Genomic DNA, 20,989 nt, shown 5'->3' on the forward strand with positions numbered 1-20,989 from the left:
AACCGGGAGTAGTGGTCTCTGACCCGGTTCAACCGCTGTCCATTCCAGTGATCCCCCTCAGAGGTCTGGGCAATATCTCTCCTACCCAAATCCATGCCGATTGCCTTGGTGGTGTCTTGTGGCTCCGGTACCTCAGACTCCACGCCAATCTGGATGTAGTAGGAACCGTCTTGGCGTTTGACCAACGTGGCTGCTTTGGGATTCGAACCTGTTAGCATGCCACGCTGGTAGTGACCTACATTCAGCTCAAAGCGTTCGCGTCCCTCAACGGTGGTCAGCGACACCGTCCAGTCCTTCTCGCGGAAAGAGAAGATGCGGGCATCGTAGGTAACAAAGCCAGACTTGAACGCTTTGACTGGAGGACGGTTTTTCTGTTGGGCACTCTTACGTGCAGCGGCTAGCCTTCTGCATACCTGTTGTGCCACTCGCGCTAGCGGGACGGAGTCCTTATTGCTGGATAGCCCAAAGTGGGTACGAATTGCGCGGTAGCAGAGAGATTGGAGCTTGACGGCGTTGACCACCTTCTCTGGCGTGTTTTGGTTGACCCAGTAAGGCCTCCGGCCCGCTGGCGCGAGGAGTGCTTGTGCAAAAGCGGACAAGGTTGCCTCTAGCTTCACAGCTTGCGAAGCAGATACCTTGAGCTTGCAAGAGATAGTCAGGACTTGGGCCATGTCACAGTTATTCGTCGTCCGCATTCCTCCCGACCCTGACCGGCCCCCCTCCCCCCGTATACAGGGGTACAGGGCGGGGCTCCTGCGGTTTCTAGCTGAAAGGCACCAGCTCCCCTGAAATTACGCAAAATCTTAACACAGCTTTAGGGGTTGGCCCCCCATCCCAAGGAGAAGCCTGTGAAGAGGGTGTGAAGGGCTTGGCTATCATAGCTGTAGACGGCCAGAGGCGGGATGACCTGTGCAAATTCGCTTTGCTGTGATCAGCGATCCCCACATCACTGTTCCTTCCACCCTTTGGGATCATCCCAACCGGTTTCATTTGGTGGAGGTGAGCATCCCGGCTCTGGAGCAGGTTTTGCAACACCTGGTGCAGTTGCCCTTGGATTTTTTGCTGCTGCCGGGGGATCTGACCCAGCATGGAGAGCCAGAAAACCACGCCTGGTTGGCGGAGCGTCTGGCTCGTTTACCTTTTCCAGCTTTTGTGGTGCCCGGCAATCACGATGTGCCCCAGCTTGAGGCATTGGCAGAGTTTCCCCGCTACTACCAAGCTTTTGGCTATGAGGACGGGCGGTCTTTGGATTACAGCCGCCTGTTGCAGCCAGGGATCCGTTTGATCGGCCTCAATTCCAACCACTTTGATGCTCAGGGCCAGTTGGTGGGGTGTCTAACTTCGGAACAACTGACCTGGCTGGAAAAGGAATTGGCAGCAGCCGAAGAGGAGCTGGTGCTGCTGATGGTGCACCACAACGTGGTCGAGCATCTGCGCGGGCAGTCCCTCCACCCCTGGGGCCGTCGCTACATGCTGGAGAATGCCTCTCAATTGCGGCGGCTGCTGCAAGCTTACGGGGTGCAACTGGTGTTCACCGGACATTTGCACATTCAGCACATCGCCCGGCGAGGGGGGGTTTACGACATTACCACCGGCTCTTTGGTCAGTTTTCCCCATCCCTACCGCCTTGTCGAGATCCGACTGGATCGCGAGACCGGGATCCACGTCCACATCCAAAGCTACCGGGTGGGATCCCTGCCCGGTTGGCCCGATTTGCAGGCGTTCTCGCGGGAGTGGATGGGTCAGCGCAGCGAACCGGTGGTGGTTAAGTTTTTAACCTCTGCGCCGCTGCATTTGCCCCTGGAGCAGGCCCAAGCCTTGGCCCCACAATTGCGCCACTTTTGGGCAGGGGTAGCTGCCGGGGATCCAGACCTCGCTTTTCCAGACTTCCCACAGCCGGCAGGTCGATTCCTGGAGCGATTTAGCCGTTGTTTTCGCTGCCCACCCGATAATCAGGCGCAGCTCCATTTGCTGCCTCGGGGTTTTTCTATTTCTTAGGAACCAGGGCAAAGAATGGCCTTTGCAGGATTTGGCAGTTGGCGAAGCGATACCGTTTGTTCTTTCGGAAACATTCCTAGGGTTGGGATCCCTCAATGTGGGAGTAGGGCTCTAGGTGGATGGTGACCCGCACCGGCCCGTAGCGCTCCTGCAGCAGTTGCTCCACCGCTTCGGTGATGCGGTGGGCCGACTCCACGTCCAGCGGCTCCACCACCATGTGCATTTCGATAAAGATCATCTGCCCTGGGATGCCGCGGGAGGCAATGTCGTGGCAGTCGAGGATGCCGGGCAGGCTGAGAACCAGCTCCCGCAAGGTCTTAGGCGGAATGGCTACCCGGTCGGTTAAAAAGGGAACGTTTTCCCGCAGTACTTCCCAGCCGCTCCAAAACACCAGCAGCCCCACCGGCACCGCCAGCACCTGATCCAGCCAGGGGATCCCCCAGTAGTGGATCCCGGCCAGTCCCAGCAGCACCGTCAGGGTTACCCAAACATCGCTGAGGGTATGGCGGGCATCGGCCAAGAGCAGCGAGCTGGACAAAGCCTTGCCCCAGGAACGTTCATAGAAGGCCACGAAGAGGTTGATCCCCAGTACCCCCACCATTAGGGCTAGGGTCAGTCCATCGACCTGCAGCGGCGGCTGGGGCTTAAAAAACCGTCCCACTGCTGCGCTGAGGATCTCAAAGCTGGCCATCCCCAGAAAAGCGGCGATCCCCATGGCACCGATGGCCTCAAACTTGCTGTGGCCGTAGGGGTGCTCCTCATCCGGCTCTGGCGAGGAAAAGCGGGCCGCCAGCAGGGCAAGAATGTTGCTGGCGCTATCGGCGGAGCTGTGCAGGGCATCGGCCACCAAGCTCAGGGATCCGGTCGCCAGGCCCAAACCCAGCTTGACCAAAAACACCAAAAGATTGAGCCCCAGGGTAACATAGAGCACCCTCTGTACCTGGTGCTGACGGCGAGCGGCTATGGCAGCAGAATCGGGGAAACTCACCGCTCAAAGGCTCAGAAGAAAACCGGTTCTGCTTTATTTTGCCACCGGCTTGGGTTCAAGGCTGTCTTTCCTCCCCTTGAGGATAGGGGATCCCGGTCGGCGGGGTATTTTAGAACCAAGCATCGACGCGAGGGGGAAGCGGGCTATGGACGTGGCGGTTGTGGGAGCTGGCTATGTGGGGTTGGTAACCGGCGCCTGTCTGGCTCACCTGGGCCATAGCGTTATCTGTGTAGACAACAACCCCGTCAAAATCGAAAACTTGCAGCGGGGCCACCTGCCCATCTACGAGCCTGGGCTGGAAGAGCTGGTGCGGGGAGGCACCGAGGCCGGCCGGCTGCACTTTACCACCGACCTGGGCCTGGCGGTGAAAGCCAGCGAGGTGATTTTTATTGCCGTGGGCACCCCAGCTTTGCCCAGCGGCGAGCCGGATCTGCGCTACGTGGAGGCCGTGGCGCGGGAGATCGGCCAGCACCTGGACGACCGCTACCGGGTTATTGTCAACAAGTCTACCGTCCCCATTGGTTCCGGCGACTGGGTGCGTATGCTCATCCTCGACGGCGCCGCCGAGGCTGTCCAGCAACGTCTAAGCAGCCAGCAGATGGCCCTGGCTGGAGGGGATCCCACCCCCTCCTCCCTGGCCACCCTGGACAAGTCTCCCTGTGTGCCGCCCTTCGACGTGGTCAGCAACCCCGAGTTTTTGCGAGAGGGCAGCGCCATCCACGATACCTTCTACCCAGACCGCATCGTGATTGGCTCCAACAGCCCCCGCGCCATCGAGATCCTGCGGCAGCTTTACGAGCCCATCCTCAACCGCCAACAGGGCTTGGGCGGGGATCCCGTGCCCTTGCTGGTCACCGACCTGGCCTCCGCCGAGATGATCAAATATGCCGCCAACGCCTTCTTGGCCACCAAGATTAGCTTCATCAACGAGATTGCCAACATCTGCGAGCGCACCGGCGCCGACATCACCCAAGTGGCCGAAGGGATCGGCCTCGATAAGCGCATTGGCCGCGCCTTCCTCAACGCCGGTATAGGCTGGGGAGGGAGCTGCTTCCCCAAGGATCTGTCAGCTCTCATTCAAACAGCTGCTGACTACGGCTATGAGGCCAAGCTATTGCGGGCTACTGTCGAGGTCAACCGCGAGCAGCGGCAGCGCCTGGTGGAAAAGCTGCAGCAGGCCCTCAAGGTGCTCAAGGGCAAGACCATTGGCCTTTTGGGCCTCACCTTTAAGCCCCACACCGATGACCTGCGGGATGCACCCTCTCTGACGTTGATCGAGCAGCTCCACCGCCTGGGAGCCAAGGTGAAGGCGTATGATCCCATTGTCTCGGCTTCGGGGATGCGGGAGGGCCTGGCCCATGTGGTGGTGGAAACGGATGTGTTCCGCCTGGCCCAGGATTGCGATGCCCTGGTGCTGGTGACGGAGTGGCCGGAGTTTTTGTCGCTGGATTACCGGCGCCTTGCCGAGCTGATGCGGCGGCCTTTGCTGATTGATGGCCGCAATTGCTTAGATCGGCAGGCCGTTCAACAGGCGGGCATCACTTTAATTGGAGTGGGCTGGTGAAGATTCTGGTAACGGGTGGTCTGGGATTTATTGGCTCCCATCTGGTCAGCCGCCTTCTGCAGGAGGGCCACGCAGTTATCTGCCTCGACAACGGCTACACGGGGCGGGAGGAGAACGTGCAGGCCCACCGCGACAACCCCGCCTTTACCTTGCTGTGGCACGATGTGGCCGAGCCGCTGCCGCCGGAGCTGGAAAAAGCTGGGATCGAGCAAATCTACCACCTGGCCTGCCCCGCCTCGCCGCCCCACTACCAGGCGGATCCCATCCGCACCATCCGCACCAGTGTCTGGGGCACCTACCACCTGCTGGAGCTGGCTCAAAAAACCGGGGCCCGCTTCCTCCTGGCTTCCACCTCGGAGGTGTACGGGGATCCCCAGGTGCACCCCCAGCCAGAGGACTACTGGGGCCATGTCAACCCCATCGGCCCGCGGGCCTGCTACGACGAGTCCAAGCGCCTGGCCGAAACCCTAACTTTTGATTGGCAGCGGCAACACCAGACGGAGGTCCGCGTTGCCCGCATCTTCAACACCTATGGCCCGGCCATGCGGGAAGACGATGGCCGCGTGGTCAGCAACTTCATCGTCCAGGCCCTGCGCGGGGATCCCCTCACCGTCTATGGAGATGGATCCCAGACCCGCAGCTTCTGCTACATCGCTGACCTCATCGAGGGCTTGGTGCGCCTAATGAACAGCGCCCACCCCGGCCCCTTAAACCTGGGCAACCCGCAGGAGTTCACCATCCTAGAGTTGGCCCAGCAGGTCTTGGCCCTCACTGGCAGCTCTTCTCCCATTGTCCACCGCCCCCTGCCAACCGACGATCCCAAGCAGCGCCGGCCCGACATCAGCAAAGCCCGCGCCCTGCTGGGCTGGGAGCCGCAGATCCCTTTGTCCGTCGGCTTGGAGCTAACCATCCCCTACTTCCGCCGCCGCCTGGGGCTGGCATAGGAGAATGCCCCCTGGAGTTCCCAGGCCACTGGCCACTTCTAGAGGTGAGTAGAGGGCCTCAAGGTTGTTACATACTACGATACAAATACGGAGAAGGGATGTTAGCCTAAGCAGGGGATCCCTAGGTCCATGGACACTTCTCCTCTCTCTCTGGAAGAACCGACCACCCTCATGCCCTTAGAAAGCTGCGGGCTGGAAGCAGAGAGGGAACCGGTGGGCGCTTTTTTGACGGTGCTCCAGGGATCTGACAGGGGCAGGACTTTCCGCCTAGGGGAGACAGTAGTAGTGGGGCGCAGCCCCCAAGCCGACGTTCAGCTTTCTGACTACACCATCTCTCGGCAGCACTGCCAGCTGGGGAAGGAAGGGGAAAGCTATCTCCTCACGGATCTAGGCAGCCTCAACGGCACCTATGTCAACGGGGAACGGGTAACTTGCCGGGTTCTGGCGGATAGGGATCGCATCCAGGTGGGCAATAGCCTCCTACAGTTTGCCTACTATGACCGGCTGGAGGAGGCTTTCTTTTCCCAGATGGCCGCCGCTGCCCTCTACGACCCACTCACCAGCCTCCACAACCGTCGTTTTTTCCTAGAACACCTCGAGCGGGAAATCCCCTTTGCCCTGCGCCATCGCCTTCCCCTCCACTTGCTCTACCTGGATCTAGACAACTTCAAGCTCATCAACGATCGCTGGGGGCACTTGGCCGGGGATCAAGCCCTGATCCAGGTGGCCCAACAACTGCAGGCTCAAGTTCGCCGCGAGGACTTGCTGGCCCGCCTAGGGGGCGATGAATTTGCCCTCTTGGTGCGCGGGATCCCGGACTCTCAGATCCTGCAGTTGGCCAGGCGCCTACAGCAGGCCATCGAATCCCTTCCCCTGCAGGGGGGAATTCACCTCACCTGTAGCATTGGTGTCGCCTCTTTGCTCCGGCTTCCAGCAGAAACCTCTGCACCCAGCTTCCTAGAGGCAGCCGACCAGGCCCTCTACCAGGCCAAAACGCAGGGGGGCAACCGGGAGGTGTTGCTGTAGGGTTCAGGATCCCTCCACCAAGCTGGCATAGGCCTCGGCGCTCATCGTGTCGTCGAGATCCTCCGGGTTGGTCATGCGCACCTTGATCAGCCAGCCATCCCCATAGGGATCGTCGGCAATGCTCTCCGGGCTGTCCACCACTGCTTTGTTCACCGCCACCACTTCCCCCGAAACAGGGGCATAGAGATCCTCCACGGCCTTAACGGATTCCACCGAACCAAAGCTCTCGCCCTTTTCAATCTCTGTTCCTTCCTCCGGCAGGCCGACGAAAACGATGTCGCCAAGCTGATCGACGGCATAAGCCGTGATCCCAATCACCGCAAGGTCATCCTCAACGCGGATGTACTCGTGGGTGTCCACATAGCGCAGATGGGGTGGATACTCCAGGGCCATGCCGTTTCCCCCGCTAGAATTCAGTGGATTATTCTAGGGTGAACCCCTGAAGCTGGTAAAGCTCTCCCAAGGGGATCCCCTAGGCTTGACACCTAACTAGAGGAACTCCATCAGCAGCCGATTCACGGTTTGCGGCGCCTCCTGCTGTGCCCAGTGGCCGCACTCGGGGATGTATTCTTTGCGAATGCCGTTGGGGAAAAAGGGATCCATTCCCTCGGTCAGCTCGCGGCTGAGGGCAAAGTCTTCCTCTCCCCAAATGAGTAGGGTGGGGGCGAGGATCTGCCGCAGAGGCTGTAAAAACAGGTTCTGCAGAGTGGGCAGGCTAAACAAGTGGCGGTAGTAGTTAAGGGCAGAGGTGAGCACCTTGGGTTTGGCGAGAGCCTCTTGGTAGATCTTCAGGTCATGTCGGGTGAAGGCACTCTTGCGCACCGAGGTTTCTTGGAAGATGCGCTGCACCCAATCGCCCAAGTTCCACTGGAGCACCCACTCCGGCAGCCAAGGCAACTGAAAAAAGAACAGGTACCAACTGCGGCGCATCTGATCTAGGTTGGTCAAGAACTCCCGCCGAAAGCAAGCCGGGTGAGGGGAATTGAGAACGGCCAGCTTGCGGATCTCGTCGGGGAAAAATTGCGCCCAGTGCCAGGCAATGGCTCCTCCCCAGTCGTGGGCCACCACTACCGCCCTCTTAGCCCCAAAGTGATCCAGGAGGCCGCGGACGTCCGCCGTGAGGGTATCTAGGTCGTAGCCGTGATCCGGCTTATCAGAGTCATTGTAGCCGCGTAGATCGGGGGCTACGACGCGAAACCGCTGCGCCAACACTGGGATCTGGTGCCGCCAGGAATACCAAAACTCCGGGAAACCATGCAACAAGATCGCCAGCTCCCCTTCCCCCTGGGTGACGTAGTGCAGTTGAATACCATTGGTCAGGGCATAGCCGTGCTGCCAGCTCCCCATCTTAGCGGCTACTTCAGAGGGAAGGCGTCGGATCCCTGCTTCTGTCATGTCGTCTGCTCTCAGGCCGAACCCATGATTTGGTATCCACCCATACTAACCTTTGTCGCTCTCTTGCTAGCGGGGAGTTTTCCGGAGGCGTCTGCAAAAGGCATCCTGGGAGAGAAGCGGCGGCTGCAAAGGTCGGATGAAAACTAACACAACATCCCCCCAGAAGATCGCCATTCTAGGGGCGGGAGCCTGGGGAAGTACGCTGGCTCTACTGGCCCAGGCCCAGGGGCACCGAGTGCAGCTTTGGGATCGGCGCAAGGATCTCGATCTCAAAGAGGTGCTCCAGGGATCCCAAATCCTTATCTCGGCAGTCTCCATGGCGGGGGTGCGCCCTGTGGTGGAAGCGGTGCGCCAGGTGGGGATCCCTCCCCAAGCGATTGTGGTCTCGGCCACCAAAGGGCTGGATCCGTTGCAGCTTCTGACCCCTGCCCAAATTTGGGGGGCCACTTTCCCAGAGCAGCCTCTGGTGGTGCTTTCGGGGCCCAACCTTGCGGCGGAAATCCGTCAGGGCTTGCCGGCAGCGGCGGTGGTGGCCAGCCGGCAGTCCTGGGCAGCTATGCAGGTACAGCATGCCCTGGCTTCGGAACGCTTTCGCCTCTACACCAGCAGCGATCCCTTGGGGGTGGAGCTGGGGGGCATCCTGAAAAATGTTATCGCCATCGCCGTGGGGGTGTGCGATGCACTGCAACTGGGCACCAATGCTCGGGCTGCCCTGGTCACCCGCGGCCTGGCAGAGATGATCCGGGTGGGATCCCACTTGGGGGCGCGGCCTGAGACCTTCAACGGCCTCTCAGGGCTAGGGGATCTGCTGGCCACCTGTCACAGTCCTTTGAGCCGCAACTACCGCGTAGGCTACGGCTTGGGTCAAGGCAGGCCTTTGTCCCGCGTTCTGGCCGAAATCGAGGGCACTGCCGAAGGGGTTTACACCGCCCCCGTCGTGGTCAAGATTGCCGCCCAGCATAACATCCGGGTGCCTATCACCCAGGAGGTGCATCTGTTGTTGCAAGGACAGACCACCCCCCCTGCTGCCCTAGCCAGGCTGATGGAGCGACAACTCACCTCGGAATAAGACCCTCACCCCCCGCTCCTCTCCCTGAGGGAGAGGGGGGCTAGAGGTAGACGTAGAGAAACGTTTCATTGCTATTTGAAGCTATTTGAAATGACCATAGCCGCAAATCCGCGGATGAGGAAAGGGGTTCTGCAGCGCATCAGGATTTTTGCAGAGGGTTGGGGTACCAGAATGAGCTATTTGGCGGAGTTTTTTTCCTCAGAGTTTTTCTATGCTGCCTCCATAGCTTCCCTGTTCGTTCCCGCATCAACTCGGCTCTCGATTGTTCCGGGAAGCCGACAGCCAGCCCCAGGAGTTGGGGGGTCTCTTGTTTGCTTGTTTGCGAAGCCACATGTCCAAACGCATCTTGGTGATTGAAGACGAACCCGCTATCCGCACCTATTTGCAGAAGGTGTTGCAACGAGCTGGGTACGACACTGTTGCGGCCAGCGACGGAGAGGAAGGATTACAGATGGTGCGCGCCCTCCTGCCGGATTTGGTGTTGTGCGATGTGGTCATGCCCAAGCTAAACGGCTACGGGGTGCTCGATGCCGTGAGATGGGATCAGTTCACTGCCCACATCCCCTTTGTCTTTCTCTCCTCGAAAACCAGCCGAGAAGACATGGAAGAAGGGCTGCGGCTCGGCTCTAATGCCTATCTAACCAAGCCCATCGACCAAAACCACCTGTTGAAAGCAATCGCTGCCCAACTGCTCTAAACTTTTAGCCATTTACCCCTGGGATAAGACTTCCAGGGAACCGAGAAAAGTTTTCCGGATCCCTGCCGGCTGTAGCTAGGGGATCAACGCCTGTTGTCGCTGCCGCTGTTGCCGCTCCAGGGCCTCGAACAGGGCTTGAAAATTGGCTTCGCCAAAGCCCGCGGCTCCGCCCACTCGCTGGATCACTTCGAAGAAAAAGGTGGGCCAGCCAAATAGAGGTTGGGTAAATGTTTGCAGCAGAAGGGGACGATCCTGGCCATCAGAGGCGGGCAGGGTGGCATCCAGAAGGATCTGCTGCTCCACCAGGTCTTGCCAGGAGATGGCCTGTCCAAGGGCGGAACGGAGCGCCAACCCCAACTCCCTTTCCAGGCTGGTGTAGTACTGCGGCGGCACCTGCAAAAAGTCCACTCCCCCCTGCCGCAACCGCCGCAGGCTGGCAACGATATCCGGGTTGTGCAGCGCCGCGTGCTGAATGCCCGGGCCACCATGGGCATCCAAAAACTCCTGAATCTGAGAAGCGGCGCAGGTGGGTTCGTTGATGGCCCATTGGATCCCGGCTTCTGGATCCCCTACCACCACGCTTTCCAGGCCAGAGGTGTCGGTGTGGATGCTGTAACGGTACAGATGCCGCCAGCCCAGCACCTGGCCATACCAGTCGGCTGCCGCCTGCAGGGATCCCTGCTCCACGTTCAACACCACGTGATCCCAATGGGAGAACAGGCCTGCTTCCGCAGGGGTGACGTTGGAGGGGCCGGGGACGAGAGAATGCCGGATCCCGTAGGGGGTGTGGAGGCAGAGCGCCGCTGCTGTCGGGATCCATTCCACTGGGGCGCCTCGCCCCCGCAACAGCTCCGCCAAGGCCGGTAGCTCCTGCTCCCCCACCGCCAAAGCCACATCCACCACCCCCGGCGAATGCTGCTGCAAATAGCGATCCACCTCGTCCCCCGCCCGTGCCGGCTGAGACAGGCGCACGCGCAGGGATCCCTGCCGCAGATCCAGGGTGTTGCCGGCCTCGCTTTCCAGTCGGAAGCCCCAAACCCGACAAAAGTGTTCCCGCCAACGGGGCAGATCCCAAAGGTAGAAGTGCAGGTGATGGATCCCTTGGACAATTCGAATGGACTGGTTCATAGAAAGCGCACGGCTAACGCGAACGCCAGGTGTTCTGGTGTTTTCCCGGCAACAGGTAACCGGGGCCGCCCTAACCCAGCATAGGCTGGCCCTTTGGCGAGGGAAAAGGTCAAAACCCTTTCCAGCAAACCCTTAAGACAACATTAAAAACACGCTTAAAAATGCGCCCACAAAAACATCTTCGCAGGGCAAAGGACTAAAATTGAAGTGGGCGAGGTGTATGGCCAACATCCAAAAAAAGAAACAGCAGAGTTGCTAAAAGCTCTCCCTCAAGTCAGTCACCAGGCCCTCTCTTTTGCAAAGATTGTTGTAGCTTTTGGCAGTTGCTGGGGCGCCGCCTTGCCCTATTGTCAGCCTATTGGCGGAGTTGTCAGGCGTCATAGTTGGGAGGATTGTTATGATAGCGAGCGCGCAGCGTTCTGTAGCTTTGTCTACAGAATCGAAGGCCGAAAAAAATACAGAACGCAAAGTATCTGATCAAGCAGTTGCGAGAGATTTTCTGCCGGGACGGTGGCAGCGCTGCATCGATGTCCGAGATTTTATTCAGCGCAATTACACTCCCTACACCGGGGATGAAAGCTTTTTGGCGCCGGCCACCGAGCGCACCCAACGGCTGTGGGCCAAGGTTAAGGATTTGATGGCGCTGGAGCGGGAGCGGGGGGTTTTGGATGCCGACACCGACCTTCCTTCCAGCATCACCAGCCACCCGCCGGGCTATATCGACCGGGAGCTGGAGCAAATTGTAGGTCTGCAGACAGACAAGCCCCTGAAGCGGGCCATCCTGCCCTTTGGCGGCATCCGCCTGGTAGAGACGGCCCTCAAGGCCTACGGCTACGAGCTGGATCCAAAGGTTAAGGAGATCTTTACCAAATACCGCAAGACCCACAATGACGGGGTCTTCGACGCCTACACGGAGGAGATGCGCCGCTGCCGCCGCTCTGGCATCATCACCGGCTTGCCGGACGCCTATGGGCGGGGCCGCATCATCGGTGATTACCGGCGGGTACCTCTCTACGGGGTGGATCGGCTGATTGAAGACAAGGAGGCGCAAAAAGCCAGCCTCGACCTGGACACGATGGATGAAGAGACCATCCGCCTGCGGGAGGAGCTCTCAGAGCAGATCAAAGCCCTGCACGAGCTCAAGGAAATGGGGGCCAGCTACCGCTTTGACCTGGGCCGTCCGGCAGCCAACGCCCGCGAAGCCATCCAGTGGCTGTACCTAGCCTACCTGGCAGCGGTCAAAGAGCAAAACGGCGCCGCCATGTCCCTGGGGCGGGTCTCCACGTTCCTAGACATCTACATCGAGCGGGATCTGCAGGCCGGGATCCTCACCGAAGAAGAGGCCCAGGAGCTCATCGACCACTTTGTCATGAAGCTGCGCATGGTCAGGTTTTTGCGCACGCCGGAGTACAACGAGCTCTTCAGCGGCGATCCCACCTGGGTAACTGAGTGCATTGGCGGCATGGGGCTGGATGGGCGACCTCTGGTTACCAAGACCAGCTTCCGCATGCTGCACACCCTCTACAATCTGGGGCCGGCGCCGGAGCCCAACCTAACGGTGCTTTGGTCGGAGCGGCTGCCGGAAGCCTTCAAGCGCTACTGCGCCAAGGTCTCCATCGAAACCAGCTCCATCCAGTACGAAAACGACGACCTGATGCGCCCCTACTGGGGGGATGACTACGGCATCGCCTGCTGCGTATCGGCCATGCGCATTGGCAAGCAGATGCAGTTTTTTGGGGCGCGGGTAAACCTGGCCAAGTGCCTACTCTATGCCATCAATGGCGGTCGGGATGAGATCTCCGGTGAGCAGGTGGCCCCGGCCTATGCCCCCATCACCTCTGAGGTGTTGGAGTACGACGAGGTGTGGCCGCGCCTGGTGCAGATGATGGCCTGGCTGGCCAAGACCTACGTCAACACTATGAACATCATCCACTACATGCACGACAAGTACTGCTACGAGCGCCTGGAGATGGCCCTGCACGACCGCGACATCGTGCGCACGATGGCCTTTGGCCTGGCTGGCCTATCGGTGGTGGCGGATTCCCTCTCGGCCATCCAGTACGCGCGGGTGCGGGCAATCCGGGACGAGCGCGGCTTGGTGGTGGACTACGCGGTGGAGGGCGACTTCCCCAAATACGGCAACAACGACGACCGGGTTGACCAGATTGCGGTGCAATTGGTGCAGACCTTCATGGCGGAGCTGCGCAAGCACAAAACCTACCGCAACGCTATTCCCACCCAGTCCATTCTCACCATCACCTCCAACGTGGTCTACGGCAAGAAAACCGGCAACACCCCCGATGGGCGGCGGGCTGGCGAGCCCTTTGCGCCGGGGGCCAACCCCATGCATGGCCGCGACACCAAGGGAGCGGTGGCGTCGCTGGCTTCCGTGGCCAAGCTGCCCTACGACGACGCGCTGGATGGTATCTCCAACACCTTCTCCATCGTGCCGGCGGCCCTAGGTCGCACGGCTGAGGAGCGGGTTGCCAACCTGGTGGGGCTGCTGGACGGCTACATGCGGGATGGCGGCTTTCACCTCAACGTGAATGTCCTCAACCGCGAGACCTTGCTGCAGGCCATGGAGCACCCAGAGCTCTACCCGCAGCTCACCATCCGGGTTTCCGGCTACGCAGTGAACTTCATCAAGCTTACCCGCGAGCAGCAACTGGATGTGATTAACCGCACCTTCCATCAACACTTCTAAACGAGGGGGCGGGGGATCCCGGAAGGCTGCCCCTAGCCGGGTGAAGGATCCCCCCTCCCCAAGCAAGGGGGTTCAATGAACTATAGCGTTGGGGATTTGGTTAGAGACTACGCGGCGGGACGGCGAGATTTCCAGGAGATCGAGCTGCCCCAGGCCGACCTACAAGGGATCCACCTAGCCGGTGCCGACCTGCGCTATGCCGATTTCAGCGGCGCCAACCTGGCAGGCGCCAACCTGCGGGGGTGCGATCTCAGCTTTGCCGATTTGAGCGGCGCCAACCTATCGGGAGCCGACCTGCGGGGATGTCTACTTTTTGGCAGCAATTTCCGCGGTGCCCTCTTGGAGGGGGCTTTGCTGGATCACGCCGATTACGATGCCTATACCCATTTCCCGGCGGGCTTTGATCCCAAAGCCCATCGCCTGCACAGCCTCTCGGCGGAGGTCTCCCAGTAGGAGATCTTTCCATTGGTTTTCAACCGTTAAGAAAAACACAGTCTGGGTAAAGTCCAAACCGTGATGTGCATAACATGGCCAGCAATTGGGAAGAAAACCTCAAGATTAATTGATATTTTGCAAAAGCCATTGAGGATAGAAGTATGGATACCCCGCTCAACCCCTTGACGCCGATAACCGGCCGCATTCACTCGGTCGAGACCTGTGGCACGGTGGATGGGCCAGGGATCCGCTTTGTCATCTTCCTACAGGGCTGTCCTCTGCGCTGTCTGTACTGCCACAATCCCGACTGTCGGGATCCCAATGCCGGCCAGGTGGTGACGGTGGACTCCCTCATGGCGGAGATCCAGCGCTGCCGCAATTACTACCTCAAGGGTGGGGGAGTCACGGCCAGCGGGGGGGAACCGTTAATGCAACCCAACTTTGTGGCCGAGATTTTCCGCCGCTGCCACGAGCTGGACTTGCACACGGCGCTGGACACTTCCGGCTACGCGCCCTTGGGGGTGGCCAAGCCAGTTTTGGCCCATACGGATTTGGTGTTGCTCGATATCAAGTCCTATCTGCCGGAGCTCTATCGCAAAGTTACCGGCGTTTCGCTGCAGCCCACTCTCGATCTGGCTCGCTATTTGGATCAGATTCACAAGCCCACCTGGATTCGTTTTGTTCTCGTTCCTGGACTAACAGATCCTGAGGAAAACATCAAGGGCTTGGCTGAGTTTGTGGCCACTCTATCCAACGTGGAGCGGGTGGAGGTTTTGCCCTTTCACAAGATGGGGGAATACAAATGGCAGCAGTTGGGACTGCCCTACACCCTCAGCGATGTCCAGCCGCCCACCCCGGAACAGATCAACCACGCTTTGCAAATCTTTCGCGAGCGGGGATTGGTGGCGGTTTAATGGCTGCTAAGACTTAGTTTATTGCCGTAGCAACAGTAACAAAAACAGAGTCAATCCCCATTTGCATCAGCTTGATCCCAAAGTCATCTCTAAAATTCTTAGGCTGCCCCTAAAGTAGCGCTAGGTTGAACTTATAGGCTAGGAGCTGGCCAACTCTGGCAGATGGAAAAATAGAGGAGGGATCCCCAGTGGAAGTGCGCGTAACCTACCAAAATGGCGTTCAATTTCAAGCCGAAAGCCGCGGCCATCGCATTCTCAGCGATCAGCCCTTGGACAACCACGGCCAAGATCAGGGAATGACGCCGCCGGAGTGGTTTTTGGCCTCTTTGGGTGCCTGTGTTGGCTTTTATGCCGTCAAGTATCTGGAAGCGCGGCAGTTGGATCCTCGGGGGCTGGAAGTGGTTGTTACTGCAGATAAAGTTGAGCACCCCAGCCGCTTAGACAACATTTGCATTCGCGTTCAGACGGGGATCTCCCTCGACGAAAGGCAGCAAAAGGGCCTAGAAAAAGCTGTCGACGCTTGCATCATCCACAACACCCTCACCCATCCCCCAAAAATGACCACCGAGATCCAGGTTCCCGCACCTGTGGGCGCTTAGCCAGCCAGGGAGCCCAGGGAGTCTTGTAGCTCTAACTGTTACTCTTGCCTCAACTCTTAACCCGTATGGATGTGATTTTGGAGGGATCCACCTATGCCTGTTACCAATCTCGAGGAACTGGAAGCTTTAATCCAACAGGTGAAAGCTGCCCAGATTGAGTATGCCACCTTCACCCAGGAACAGGTGGATCGAATCTTTCACAAAGCTGCCCTGGCGGCCAACAACGAGCGGATCCCCTTGGCCAAGTTGGCCGTAGAGGAGACCGGCATGGGTATTGTGGAAGACAAGGTGATCAAAAATCACTTTGCCTCTGAATACATTTACAACAAGTACAAACACGAGAAAACCTGTGGCGTCATTGAGCGGGACGAGAGCTTTGGCTACGAGCGCATTGCCGAGCCGGTGGGGCTTTTGGCAGGCATTGTGCCGGTCACCAATCCCACTTCGACGACTATTTTCAAAGCCCTCATCACTCTGAAAACCCGCAACGCCATCATTTTTGCGCCTCACCCCCGCGCCAAACGATGCACCATTGCCGCGGCCAAGGTGGTCAAAGAGGCGGCTGAGGCGGCAGGCGCGCCTGTGGGCTTGATTGGCTGGATTGACGAGCCCACGATTGAGCTTTCTCAGGCTTTGATGCAGCATCCGGAGGTGAAATTGATCCTGGCCACCGGCGGCCCCGGCATGGTCAAGGCGGCCTATTCCTCCGGCCACCCCTCGCTGGGTGTGGGAGCGGGCAACACGCCGGCGGTCATCGACACCAGTGCCGACATTCCCATGGCCGTCAGTTCAATCTTACTCAGCAAAACTTTTGACAACGGCATGATCTGCGCCTCGGAACAGGCGGTGATTGTGGTGGAGGCCGTTTATGAGCAGGTGAAGGCGGAGTTTTGCCATCGAGGGGCCTACTTTTTGGATCCGGAACAAACGCAAGCGGTGCGCCGCATTCTCCTCAAGGATGGCCGTCTCAATCCAGCTATTGTCGGCCAATCGGTGCAGACCATTGCCGCTCTGGCCGGGATCCAGGTACCCGAAGGCACCAAGCTGCTGATTGGGGAAGTGGACAAGGTGGGGCCCGAAGAGCCGTTTTCCTACGAAAAATTGGCCCCTGTTTTGGCCTTCTACCGCGCCAAGGATTTCCACAGCGCCGTCGATGTTGCTGTCCAACTGGTCAATTTCGGTGGGCGGGGCCACACCTCTGTCTTGTATACCGATCCCGCCAACCAGGACGATATTGCCTACTTTGAGCATGCCCTCCAAACAGCACGGGTGCTGATCAACACCCCCTCTTCCCAGGGGGCGATTGGGGATCTCTACAACTTTAGGCTGGATCCCTCGTTAACTTTGGGCTGTGGCACGTGGGGGGGCAACTCGGTCTCCGACAATGTGGGGCCGCGCCACCTGCTCAACATTAAAACCGTGGCCTACCGGCGGGAAAATATGCTCTGGTTCCGGGTGCCGCCCAAGATCTACTTCAAGCCGGGATGTCTACCGGTGGCGCTGCGGGAGTTGGCCGGCAAAAAACGGGCTTTTTTGGTGACCGATAAGCCCCTCTTCGAGCTGGGTGTGCTGCAGCCGGTTACCCAGGTTTTGGACGAGCTGCACGTGAACTGGGATGTCTACCACGATGTGGAGCCGGATCCCACCCTCAGCAACGTCAACCGCGGCCTGGAGCAGTTGCGCCAGTTTCAGCCGGATGTCATCATCGCCGTGGGCGGCGGATCCCCGATGGATGCGGCCAAGGTGATGTGGCTGATGTACGAGCAGCCCCAGGTGGAGTTTGAAGGCCTGGCAACGCGCTTTATGGACATCCGCAAGCGGGTCTACGAGCTGCCGCCGCTGGGGCAAAAAGCCCAACTGGTCTGCATCCCCACCACTTCCGGGACGGGATCCGAGGTAACGCCCTTTGCGGTGGTGACCGATGACCGGGTGGGGATCAAGTACCCCCTGGCCGACTACGCCCTCACCCCCAGCATGGCCATTGTCGATCCGGATCTCACCCTAAAGATGCCCAAGAAGCTGACGGCTTACGGCGGCATCGATGCCCTCACCCACGCCTTGGAAGCCTATGTCTCGGTGATGGCCAGCGAGTTTACCGACGGGCTGGCGCTGCAGGCAATTAAGCTGCTGATGACCTACCTGCCGCGGGCCTACGAGAAGGGAGCTGAGGATCCAGAAGCACGGGAAAAAGTCCACTACGCCGCCACCCTTGCCGGCATGGCCTTTGCCAACGCCTTTTTGGGGGTGTGCCACTCCTTGGCCCACAAGCTGGGATCCACCTTCCACCTGCCCCACGGCCTGGCCAATGCCCTGATGATTACCCACGTCATCCGCTACAACGCCACCGACGCCCCCTTCAAGCAGGCCATCTTTCCCCAGTACCGCTACCCCAACGCCAAGCACCGCTATGCCGAAATTGCCGATTACCTGCAGTTGGGGGGAGCCAATGATGATGAAAAGGTCATGCGCCTTATCGAGGCCATCGAGGAGCTGAAGCGGAAGCTGGGGATCCCGGCCAGCATTCGCGAGGCCCTCAGCGAGAGCGAGCAGGCCTTTTACGACCGTCTGGAAGCGATGGCGGAGCAGGCTTTTGATGACCAATGCACCGGCGCCAACCCCCGCTACCCCCTCATTCAGGATATGAAGGAGCTGTACGTCTTGGCCTATCGGGGCTGCCGGGTGGAGGCTGCCCTCTACCACCAGCCGGAGCCGGCTCTGGTTTAAGGTCGGCCTTCCTCCCCGCCAAAACGTACTTCTCCCTTCCCTCCTTGCAACGGCTATGGCTACGCTGCACCGCCCCGATCCCAGCCTGGACATCTGGAAGGCCAGATCCCACCCCTTAGATCCCATTTTTCTGCCCCGCTCGGTAGCGGTGGTGGGGGCAACAGAGCGCGAGGGCAGTGTGGGGCGCACGGTGCTCTGGAACCTCATCAGCCACCCCTTTGGCGGCACGGTCTACCCGGTCAACCCCAAGCGGCACCAGGTGTTGGGCATCCGGGCCTACGAGCGGCTCTCTGCTCTGCCGGAGCCGGTGGATCTGGCCATCATCGCCATCCCGGCAGCCGGGGTGCCGGCGGTTATTCAAGAATGCGTCGAGGCCGGCGTCAAGGGGGCCATTGTCCTCTCGGCAGGCTTTAAGGAAATTGGCCCGGAGGGGCTGGAGCTGGAAAAGGCCATCCAAGAGGCTGCCCGCGGCAAGCTGCGCCTCATTGGTCCCAACTGCCTGGGGATCCAAAATCCCCACACCGGCCTCAATGCCACCTTTGCTGCCCAGATGGCCCGACCCGGCAACGTGGGGTTTATCAGCCAAAGCGGGGCGCTCTGCACCTCGATCCTGGACTGGAGCCTGCGGGAAAATGTCGGCTTTAGCGCCTTCATCTCTCTGGGATCCATGCTGGATGTGGGCTGGGGGGATCTCATCGACTATCTGGGCGAGGATCCCCATACCCACAGCATTGTCCTCTACATGGAGTCGATTGGGGATGCGCGGTCGTTTGTGTCGGCGGCCCGCGAGGTGGCGCTGAGCAAGCCCATTATTGTCATCAAGGCGGGGCGTACCCAGGCGGCGGCCCAGGCGGCAGCTTCCCACACGGGATCCCTCACCGGCAGCGACGCGGTTTTGGATGCAGCCTTCCGCCGCTGCGGTGTGCTGCGGGTGGATCACATCGAAGACCTCTTCGACATGGCGGAGGTGCTGGCCAAACAGCCCCGCCCGCAGGGCCCTCACCTCAGCATCCTCACCAATGCCGGCGGACCGGGGGTGCTGGCCACCGACGCCCTCATCCGCGCCGGGGGATCCCTGGCCCAGCTTTCTCCCCAAACCCTGGAGCAGCTTAACTCCATCCTGCCGCCCCACTGGAGCCACGGCAATCCCATTGATATTTTGGGCGATGCCGGGCCGGAGCGCTTTGCCCAGGCGCTGGAGATCGTGCTGCGGGATCCTGCCAGCCAGGGCTGTTTGGTAATCCTCACCCCCCAGGCAATGACGGATCCCACTGCCACTGCTGCCAAGGTGGCAGAGACCTGGCGGCGCAGCGGCTCCCGCCAACCCATCCTGGCCAGTTGGATGGGGGGAGACCTGGTGGATGCCGGCGAGCAGATCCTTAACCAAGCGGGGATCCCCACCTACCGCTACCCGGATCAGGCGGCACGGGTGTTCAGCTATCTGTGGCGCTTTAGCGACAACCTCAAGGCCCTCTACGAAACTCCCACTCTGCTCCCTGCAACAGCGGTCGAGGGCGAGAGGGTGCAACAAATTCTCGGCCAAGCCCGGCAGCAAGGTCGCCGGCTCTTAACCGAGGTCGAGTCCAAGGAGATCCTGGCCGCCTACGGGATCCCGGTGGTGCCCACGCGGGTGGCCAATAGCCCGGAAGCAGCGGTAGAGGCCGCCGCAGAAATGGGCTACCCGGTGGTGCTGAAGCTCTACTCCCATACCCTCACCCACAAGAGTGACGTGGGCGGCGTCCAGCTCAACTTGCCCGATGCCGAAGCGGTGCGGCGGGCCTTCGCCCAGATTCGCCGCAACGTCAGCGAGAAAGCAGGGCCAGAGCACTTCCAAGGGGTGACGGTGCAGCCGATGATCCGCACCGACGGCTACGAGCTGATCCTGGGCAGCAGCGAGGATCCCCAGTTTGGGCCGGTGTTGCTGTTTGGCAGCGGCGGCCAACTGGTGGAGGTGTTCCAGGATCGCGCCATTGGCCTTCCCCCCCTCAACACCACCTTGGCGCGCCGCCTGATGGAGAATACCCTCATCTACAAGGCCCTCAAGGGGGTGCGGGGGCGCCGAGCCGTCAATCTGGAAGCGCTGGAACAGCTTTTGGTGCGCTTCAGCCAACTGGTGGCCGAACAGCGGCAGATCCAAGAGATCGACATCAACCCCCTGCTGGCCTCGGGCGAGCAACTGCTGGCTTTGGATGCCCGCGTCATTTTGCGCTCGGAGCAGGAACCCCCCGTACCGTTGGCCATCCGCCCCTACCCCAGCCAGTACAGTTGGCCCTTCCGCGAGGGCATCACCATCCGCCCCATCCGTCCCGAAGACGAGCTGCTGGTGATCCAGTTTCACCGCCACGTCTCCGACTACAGCATCTACCTGCGCTACTTCCACCCCATCAAATACAGCGCCCGCATCGCCCACGAGCGCTTGGTTCGCATCTGCTTTAACGACTACGACCGGGAGATTGCTCTGGTGGCCGAGCGGCAAGACCCAGAGCCCCACCTCCTCGGCATCAGCCGCCTCTCCAAAAAACACGGCCTTCCCGAAGAAGCCGAGTTTGCCCTGCTGGTGGCGGATCCCTACCAAAGACAGGGGATCGGCACGGAGCTGCTGACCCGCCTGATTCAGGTGGCCCGCTGCGAAGGGATCCGGCGCCTCACCGGCGAGGTGCTCAGCGAAAACGAGGGCATGCGCCGCCTCTGCAGGCGCTTGGGGTTCCAGTTGCTCCCCTCTTCAGAGGATCCCGGCCTCCTCAGGGCCACGCTGGATCTTGCTGCCGATGCGGCGCTTCCCACCCCCTGCCCTGCCTAGGGAT

Annotated in this window: 16 protein-coding genes and 1 pseudogene; 12 read left to right on the forward strand and 5 right to left on the reverse strand. The window is 60.0% G+C overall.

The genetic code is table 11. The features are described 5' to 3' along the window. Nucleotides 1-671, reverse strand: a pseudogene (locus tag NW845_RS03180) (RNA-guided endonuclease TnpB family protein); the annotation flags it as partial. A 238-nt stretch (nucleotides 672-909) separates the two neighbouring features. Between NW845_RS03180 and NW845_RS03185 the strand changes: the two are divergent. Then, a complete protein-coding gene (locus tag NW845_RS03185) occupies nucleotides 910-1,998 on the forward strand; it encodes a metallophosphoesterase family protein (protein WP_414376793.1) in 1,089 nt (362 codons plus the stop codon). 76 nt (nucleotides 1,999-2,074) lie between these two features. Here the strand turns inward: NW845_RS03185 and NW845_RS03190 are convergent, their stop codons facing one another. Then, nucleotides 2,075-2,986, reverse strand: coding sequence for a cation diffusion facilitator family transporter (locus NW845_RS03190; RefSeq protein WP_414376795.1), 912 nt, complete (start codon nucleotides 2,984-2,986; stop codon nucleotides 2,075-2,077). Nucleotides 2,987-3,131: 145 nt separating this feature from the next. On the opposite strand from NW845_RS03190, the gene NW845_RS03195 reads away from it, so the two are divergent. The 3 genes from NW845_RS03195 (at nucleotide 3,132) to NW845_RS03205 (ending at nucleotide 6,520) form a co-directional block, all read left to right on the forward strand. Beyond that, nucleotides 3,132-4,550 carry a UDP-glucose dehydrogenase family protein gene (locus NW845_RS03195; protein ID WP_414376797.1) on the forward strand — a complete coding sequence of 473 codons (1,419 nt, stop codon included), beginning with the start codon at nucleotides 3,132-3,134 and terminating at the stop codon, nucleotides 4,548-4,550. Further along, the gene (locus NW845_RS03200; RefSeq protein WP_414372273.1) at nucleotides 4,547-5,494 is read left to right on the forward strand and encodes a UDP-glucuronic acid decarboxylase family protein; all 948 of its coding nucleotides are present in this window, start codon (nucleotides 4,547-4,549) and stop codon (nucleotides 5,492-5,494) included. The genes NW845_RS03195 and NW845_RS03200 overlap by 4 nt, the downstream gene beginning before the upstream one ends. Nucleotides 5,495-5,623: 129 nt before the next feature. Continuing rightward, nucleotides 5,624-6,520, forward strand: a complete 897-nt coding sequence (locus NW845_RS03205; protein ID WP_414376799.1) for a diguanylate cyclase — start codon at nucleotides 5,624-5,626, stop codon at nucleotides 6,518-6,520. A gap of 3 nt (nucleotides 6,521-6,523) precedes the next feature. Here NW845_RS03205 and gcvH read toward each other — a convergent pair whose 3' ends face one another. Together gcvH and NW845_RS03215 are read right to left on the reverse strand one after the other, a co-directional pair. Beyond that, nucleotides 6,524-6,913, reverse strand: coding sequence for a glycine cleavage system protein GcvH (gcvH, locus tag NW845_RS03210; protein ID WP_414363951.1), 390 nt, complete (start codon nucleotides 6,911-6,913; stop codon nucleotides 6,524-6,526). Between the two features lie 96 nt (nucleotides 6,914-7,009). Then, nucleotides 7,010-7,915, reverse strand: a complete 906-nt coding sequence (locus tag NW845_RS03215; protein ID WP_414363950.1) for an alpha/beta fold hydrolase — start codon at nucleotides 7,913-7,915, stop codon at nucleotides 7,010-7,012. Nucleotides 7,916-8,051: 136 nt separating this feature from the next. Here NW845_RS03215 and NW845_RS03220 point away from each other — a divergent pair, with 136 nt between their 5' ends. Next, complete coding sequence (locus NW845_RS03220; protein ID WP_414363949.1) at nucleotides 8,052-8,984, forward strand: NAD(P)H-dependent glycerol-3-phosphate dehydrogenase; 933 nt, start codon at nucleotides 8,052-8,054, stop codon at nucleotides 8,982-8,984. Nucleotides 8,985-9,315: 331 nt separating this feature from the next. Then, nucleotides 9,316-9,681: a response regulator gene (locus NW845_RS03225; protein WP_414363948.1), complete on the forward strand. Its 366-nt coding sequence runs from the start codon at nucleotides 9,316-9,318 to the stop codon at nucleotides 9,679-9,681. 75 nt (nucleotides 9,682-9,756) lie between these two features. Here NW845_RS03225 and NW845_RS03230 read toward each other — a convergent pair whose 3' ends face one another. Further along, a complete protein-coding gene (locus tag NW845_RS03230; RefSeq protein WP_414376801.1) occupies nucleotides 9,757-10,809 on the reverse strand; it encodes a VOC family protein in 1,053 nt (350 codons plus the stop codon). A 397-nt stretch (nucleotides 10,810-11,206) separates the two neighbouring features. Between NW845_RS03230 and pflB the strand changes: the two genes are divergently transcribed. The 6 genes from pflB to NW845_RS03260 all read left to right on the forward strand — a co-directional run bounded on the left by pflB (nucleotide 11,207) and on the right by NW845_RS03260 (nucleotide 20,985). Further along, nucleotides 11,207-13,513, forward strand: coding sequence for a formate C-acetyltransferase (pflB, locus tag NW845_RS03235; protein WP_414376803.1), 2,307 nt, complete (start codon nucleotides 11,207-11,209; stop codon nucleotides 13,511-13,513). Between the two features lie 75 nt (nucleotides 13,514-13,588). Continuing rightward, the gene (locus NW845_RS03240) at nucleotides 13,589-13,966 is read left to right on the forward strand and encodes a pentapeptide repeat-containing protein (protein ID WP_414376805.1); all 378 of its coding nucleotides are present in this window, start codon (nucleotides 13,589-13,591) and stop codon (nucleotides 13,964-13,966) included. A 143-nt stretch (nucleotides 13,967-14,109) separates the two neighbouring features. After that, complete coding sequence (gene pflA / locus NW845_RS03245) at nucleotides 14,110-14,862, forward strand: pyruvate formate-lyase-activating protein (RefSeq protein WP_011429382.1); 753 nt, start codon at nucleotides 14,110-14,112, stop codon at nucleotides 14,860-14,862. 188 nt (nucleotides 14,863-15,050) lie between these two features. After that, nucleotides 15,051-15,461 carry an OsmC family protein gene (locus NW845_RS03250; protein WP_414372263.1) on the forward strand — a complete coding sequence of 137 codons (411 nt, stop codon included), beginning with the start codon at nucleotides 15,051-15,053 and terminating at the stop codon, nucleotides 15,459-15,461. A gap of 93 nt (nucleotides 15,462-15,554) precedes the next feature. Then, nucleotides 15,555-18,185 carry a bifunctional acetaldehyde-CoA/alcohol dehydrogenase gene (adhE, locus tag NW845_RS03255; RefSeq protein WP_414376808.1) on the forward strand — a complete coding sequence of 877 codons (2,631 nt, stop codon included), beginning with the start codon at nucleotides 15,555-15,557 and terminating at the stop codon, nucleotides 18,183-18,185. A 55-nt stretch (nucleotides 18,186-18,240) separates the two neighbouring features. After that, entirely contained in the window at nucleotides 18,241-20,985 is a 2,745-nt protein-coding gene (locus tag NW845_RS03260; RefSeq protein WP_414376810.1) for a GNAT family N-acetyltransferase, read from the forward strand. Nucleotides 20,986-20,989: the final 4 nt, after the last annotated feature.

The sequence above is a fragment of the Synechococcus sp. H60.2 genome (genome assembly GCF_047462315.1).
Classification (GTDB): domain Bacteria; phylum Cyanobacteriota; class Cyanobacteriia; order Thermostichales; family Thermostichaceae; genus Thermostichus.

Excerpts from the sequence above, each read along its gene's own strand:
- NW845_RS03195 (WP_414376797.1), top strand. The coding sequence starts at position 3,132 with ATGGACGTGGCGGTTGTGGGAGCTGGCTATGTGGGGTTGGTAACCGGC.
- NW845_RS03205 (WP_414376799.1), top strand. The coding sequence starts at position 5,624 with ATGGACACTTCTCCTCTCTCTCTGGAAGAACCGACCACCCTCATGCCC.
- gcvH (WP_414363951.1), bottom strand. The coding sequence starts at position 6,913 with ATGGCCCTGGAGTATCCACCCCATCTGCGCTATGTGGACACCCACGAG.
- NW845_RS03215 (WP_414363950.1), bottom strand. The coding sequence starts at position 7,915 with ATGACAGAAGCAGGGATCCGACGCCTTCCCTCTGAAGTAGCCGCTAAG.
- NW845_RS03220 (WP_414363949.1), top strand. The coding sequence starts at position 8,052 with ATGAAAACTAACACAACATCCCCCCAGAAGATCGCCATTCTAGGGGCG.
- NW845_RS03225 (WP_414363948.1), top strand. The coding sequence starts at position 9,316 with ATGTCCAAACGCATCTTGGTGATTGAAGACGAACCCGCTATCCGCACC.
- NW845_RS03230 (WP_414376801.1), bottom strand. The coding sequence starts at position 10,809 with ATGAACCAGTCCATTCGAATTGTCCAAGGGATCCATCACCTGCACTTC.
- pflB (WP_414376803.1), top strand. The coding sequence starts at position 11,207 with ATGATAGCGAGCGCGCAGCGTTCTGTAGCTTTGTCTACAGAATCGAAG.
- NW845_RS03240 (WP_414376805.1), top strand. The coding sequence starts at position 13,589 with ATGAACTATAGCGTTGGGGATTTGGTTAGAGACTACGCGGCGGGACGG.
- pflA (WP_011429382.1), top strand. The coding sequence starts at position 14,110 with ATGGATACCCCGCTCAACCCCTTGACGCCGATAACCGGCCGCATTCAC.
- adhE (WP_414376808.1), top strand. The coding sequence starts at position 15,555 with ATGCCTGTTACCAATCTCGAGGAACTGGAAGCTTTAATCCAACAGGTG.
- NW845_RS03260 (WP_414376810.1), top strand. The coding sequence starts at position 18,241 with ATGGCTACGCTGCACCGCCCCGATCCCAGCCTGGACATCTGGAAGGCC.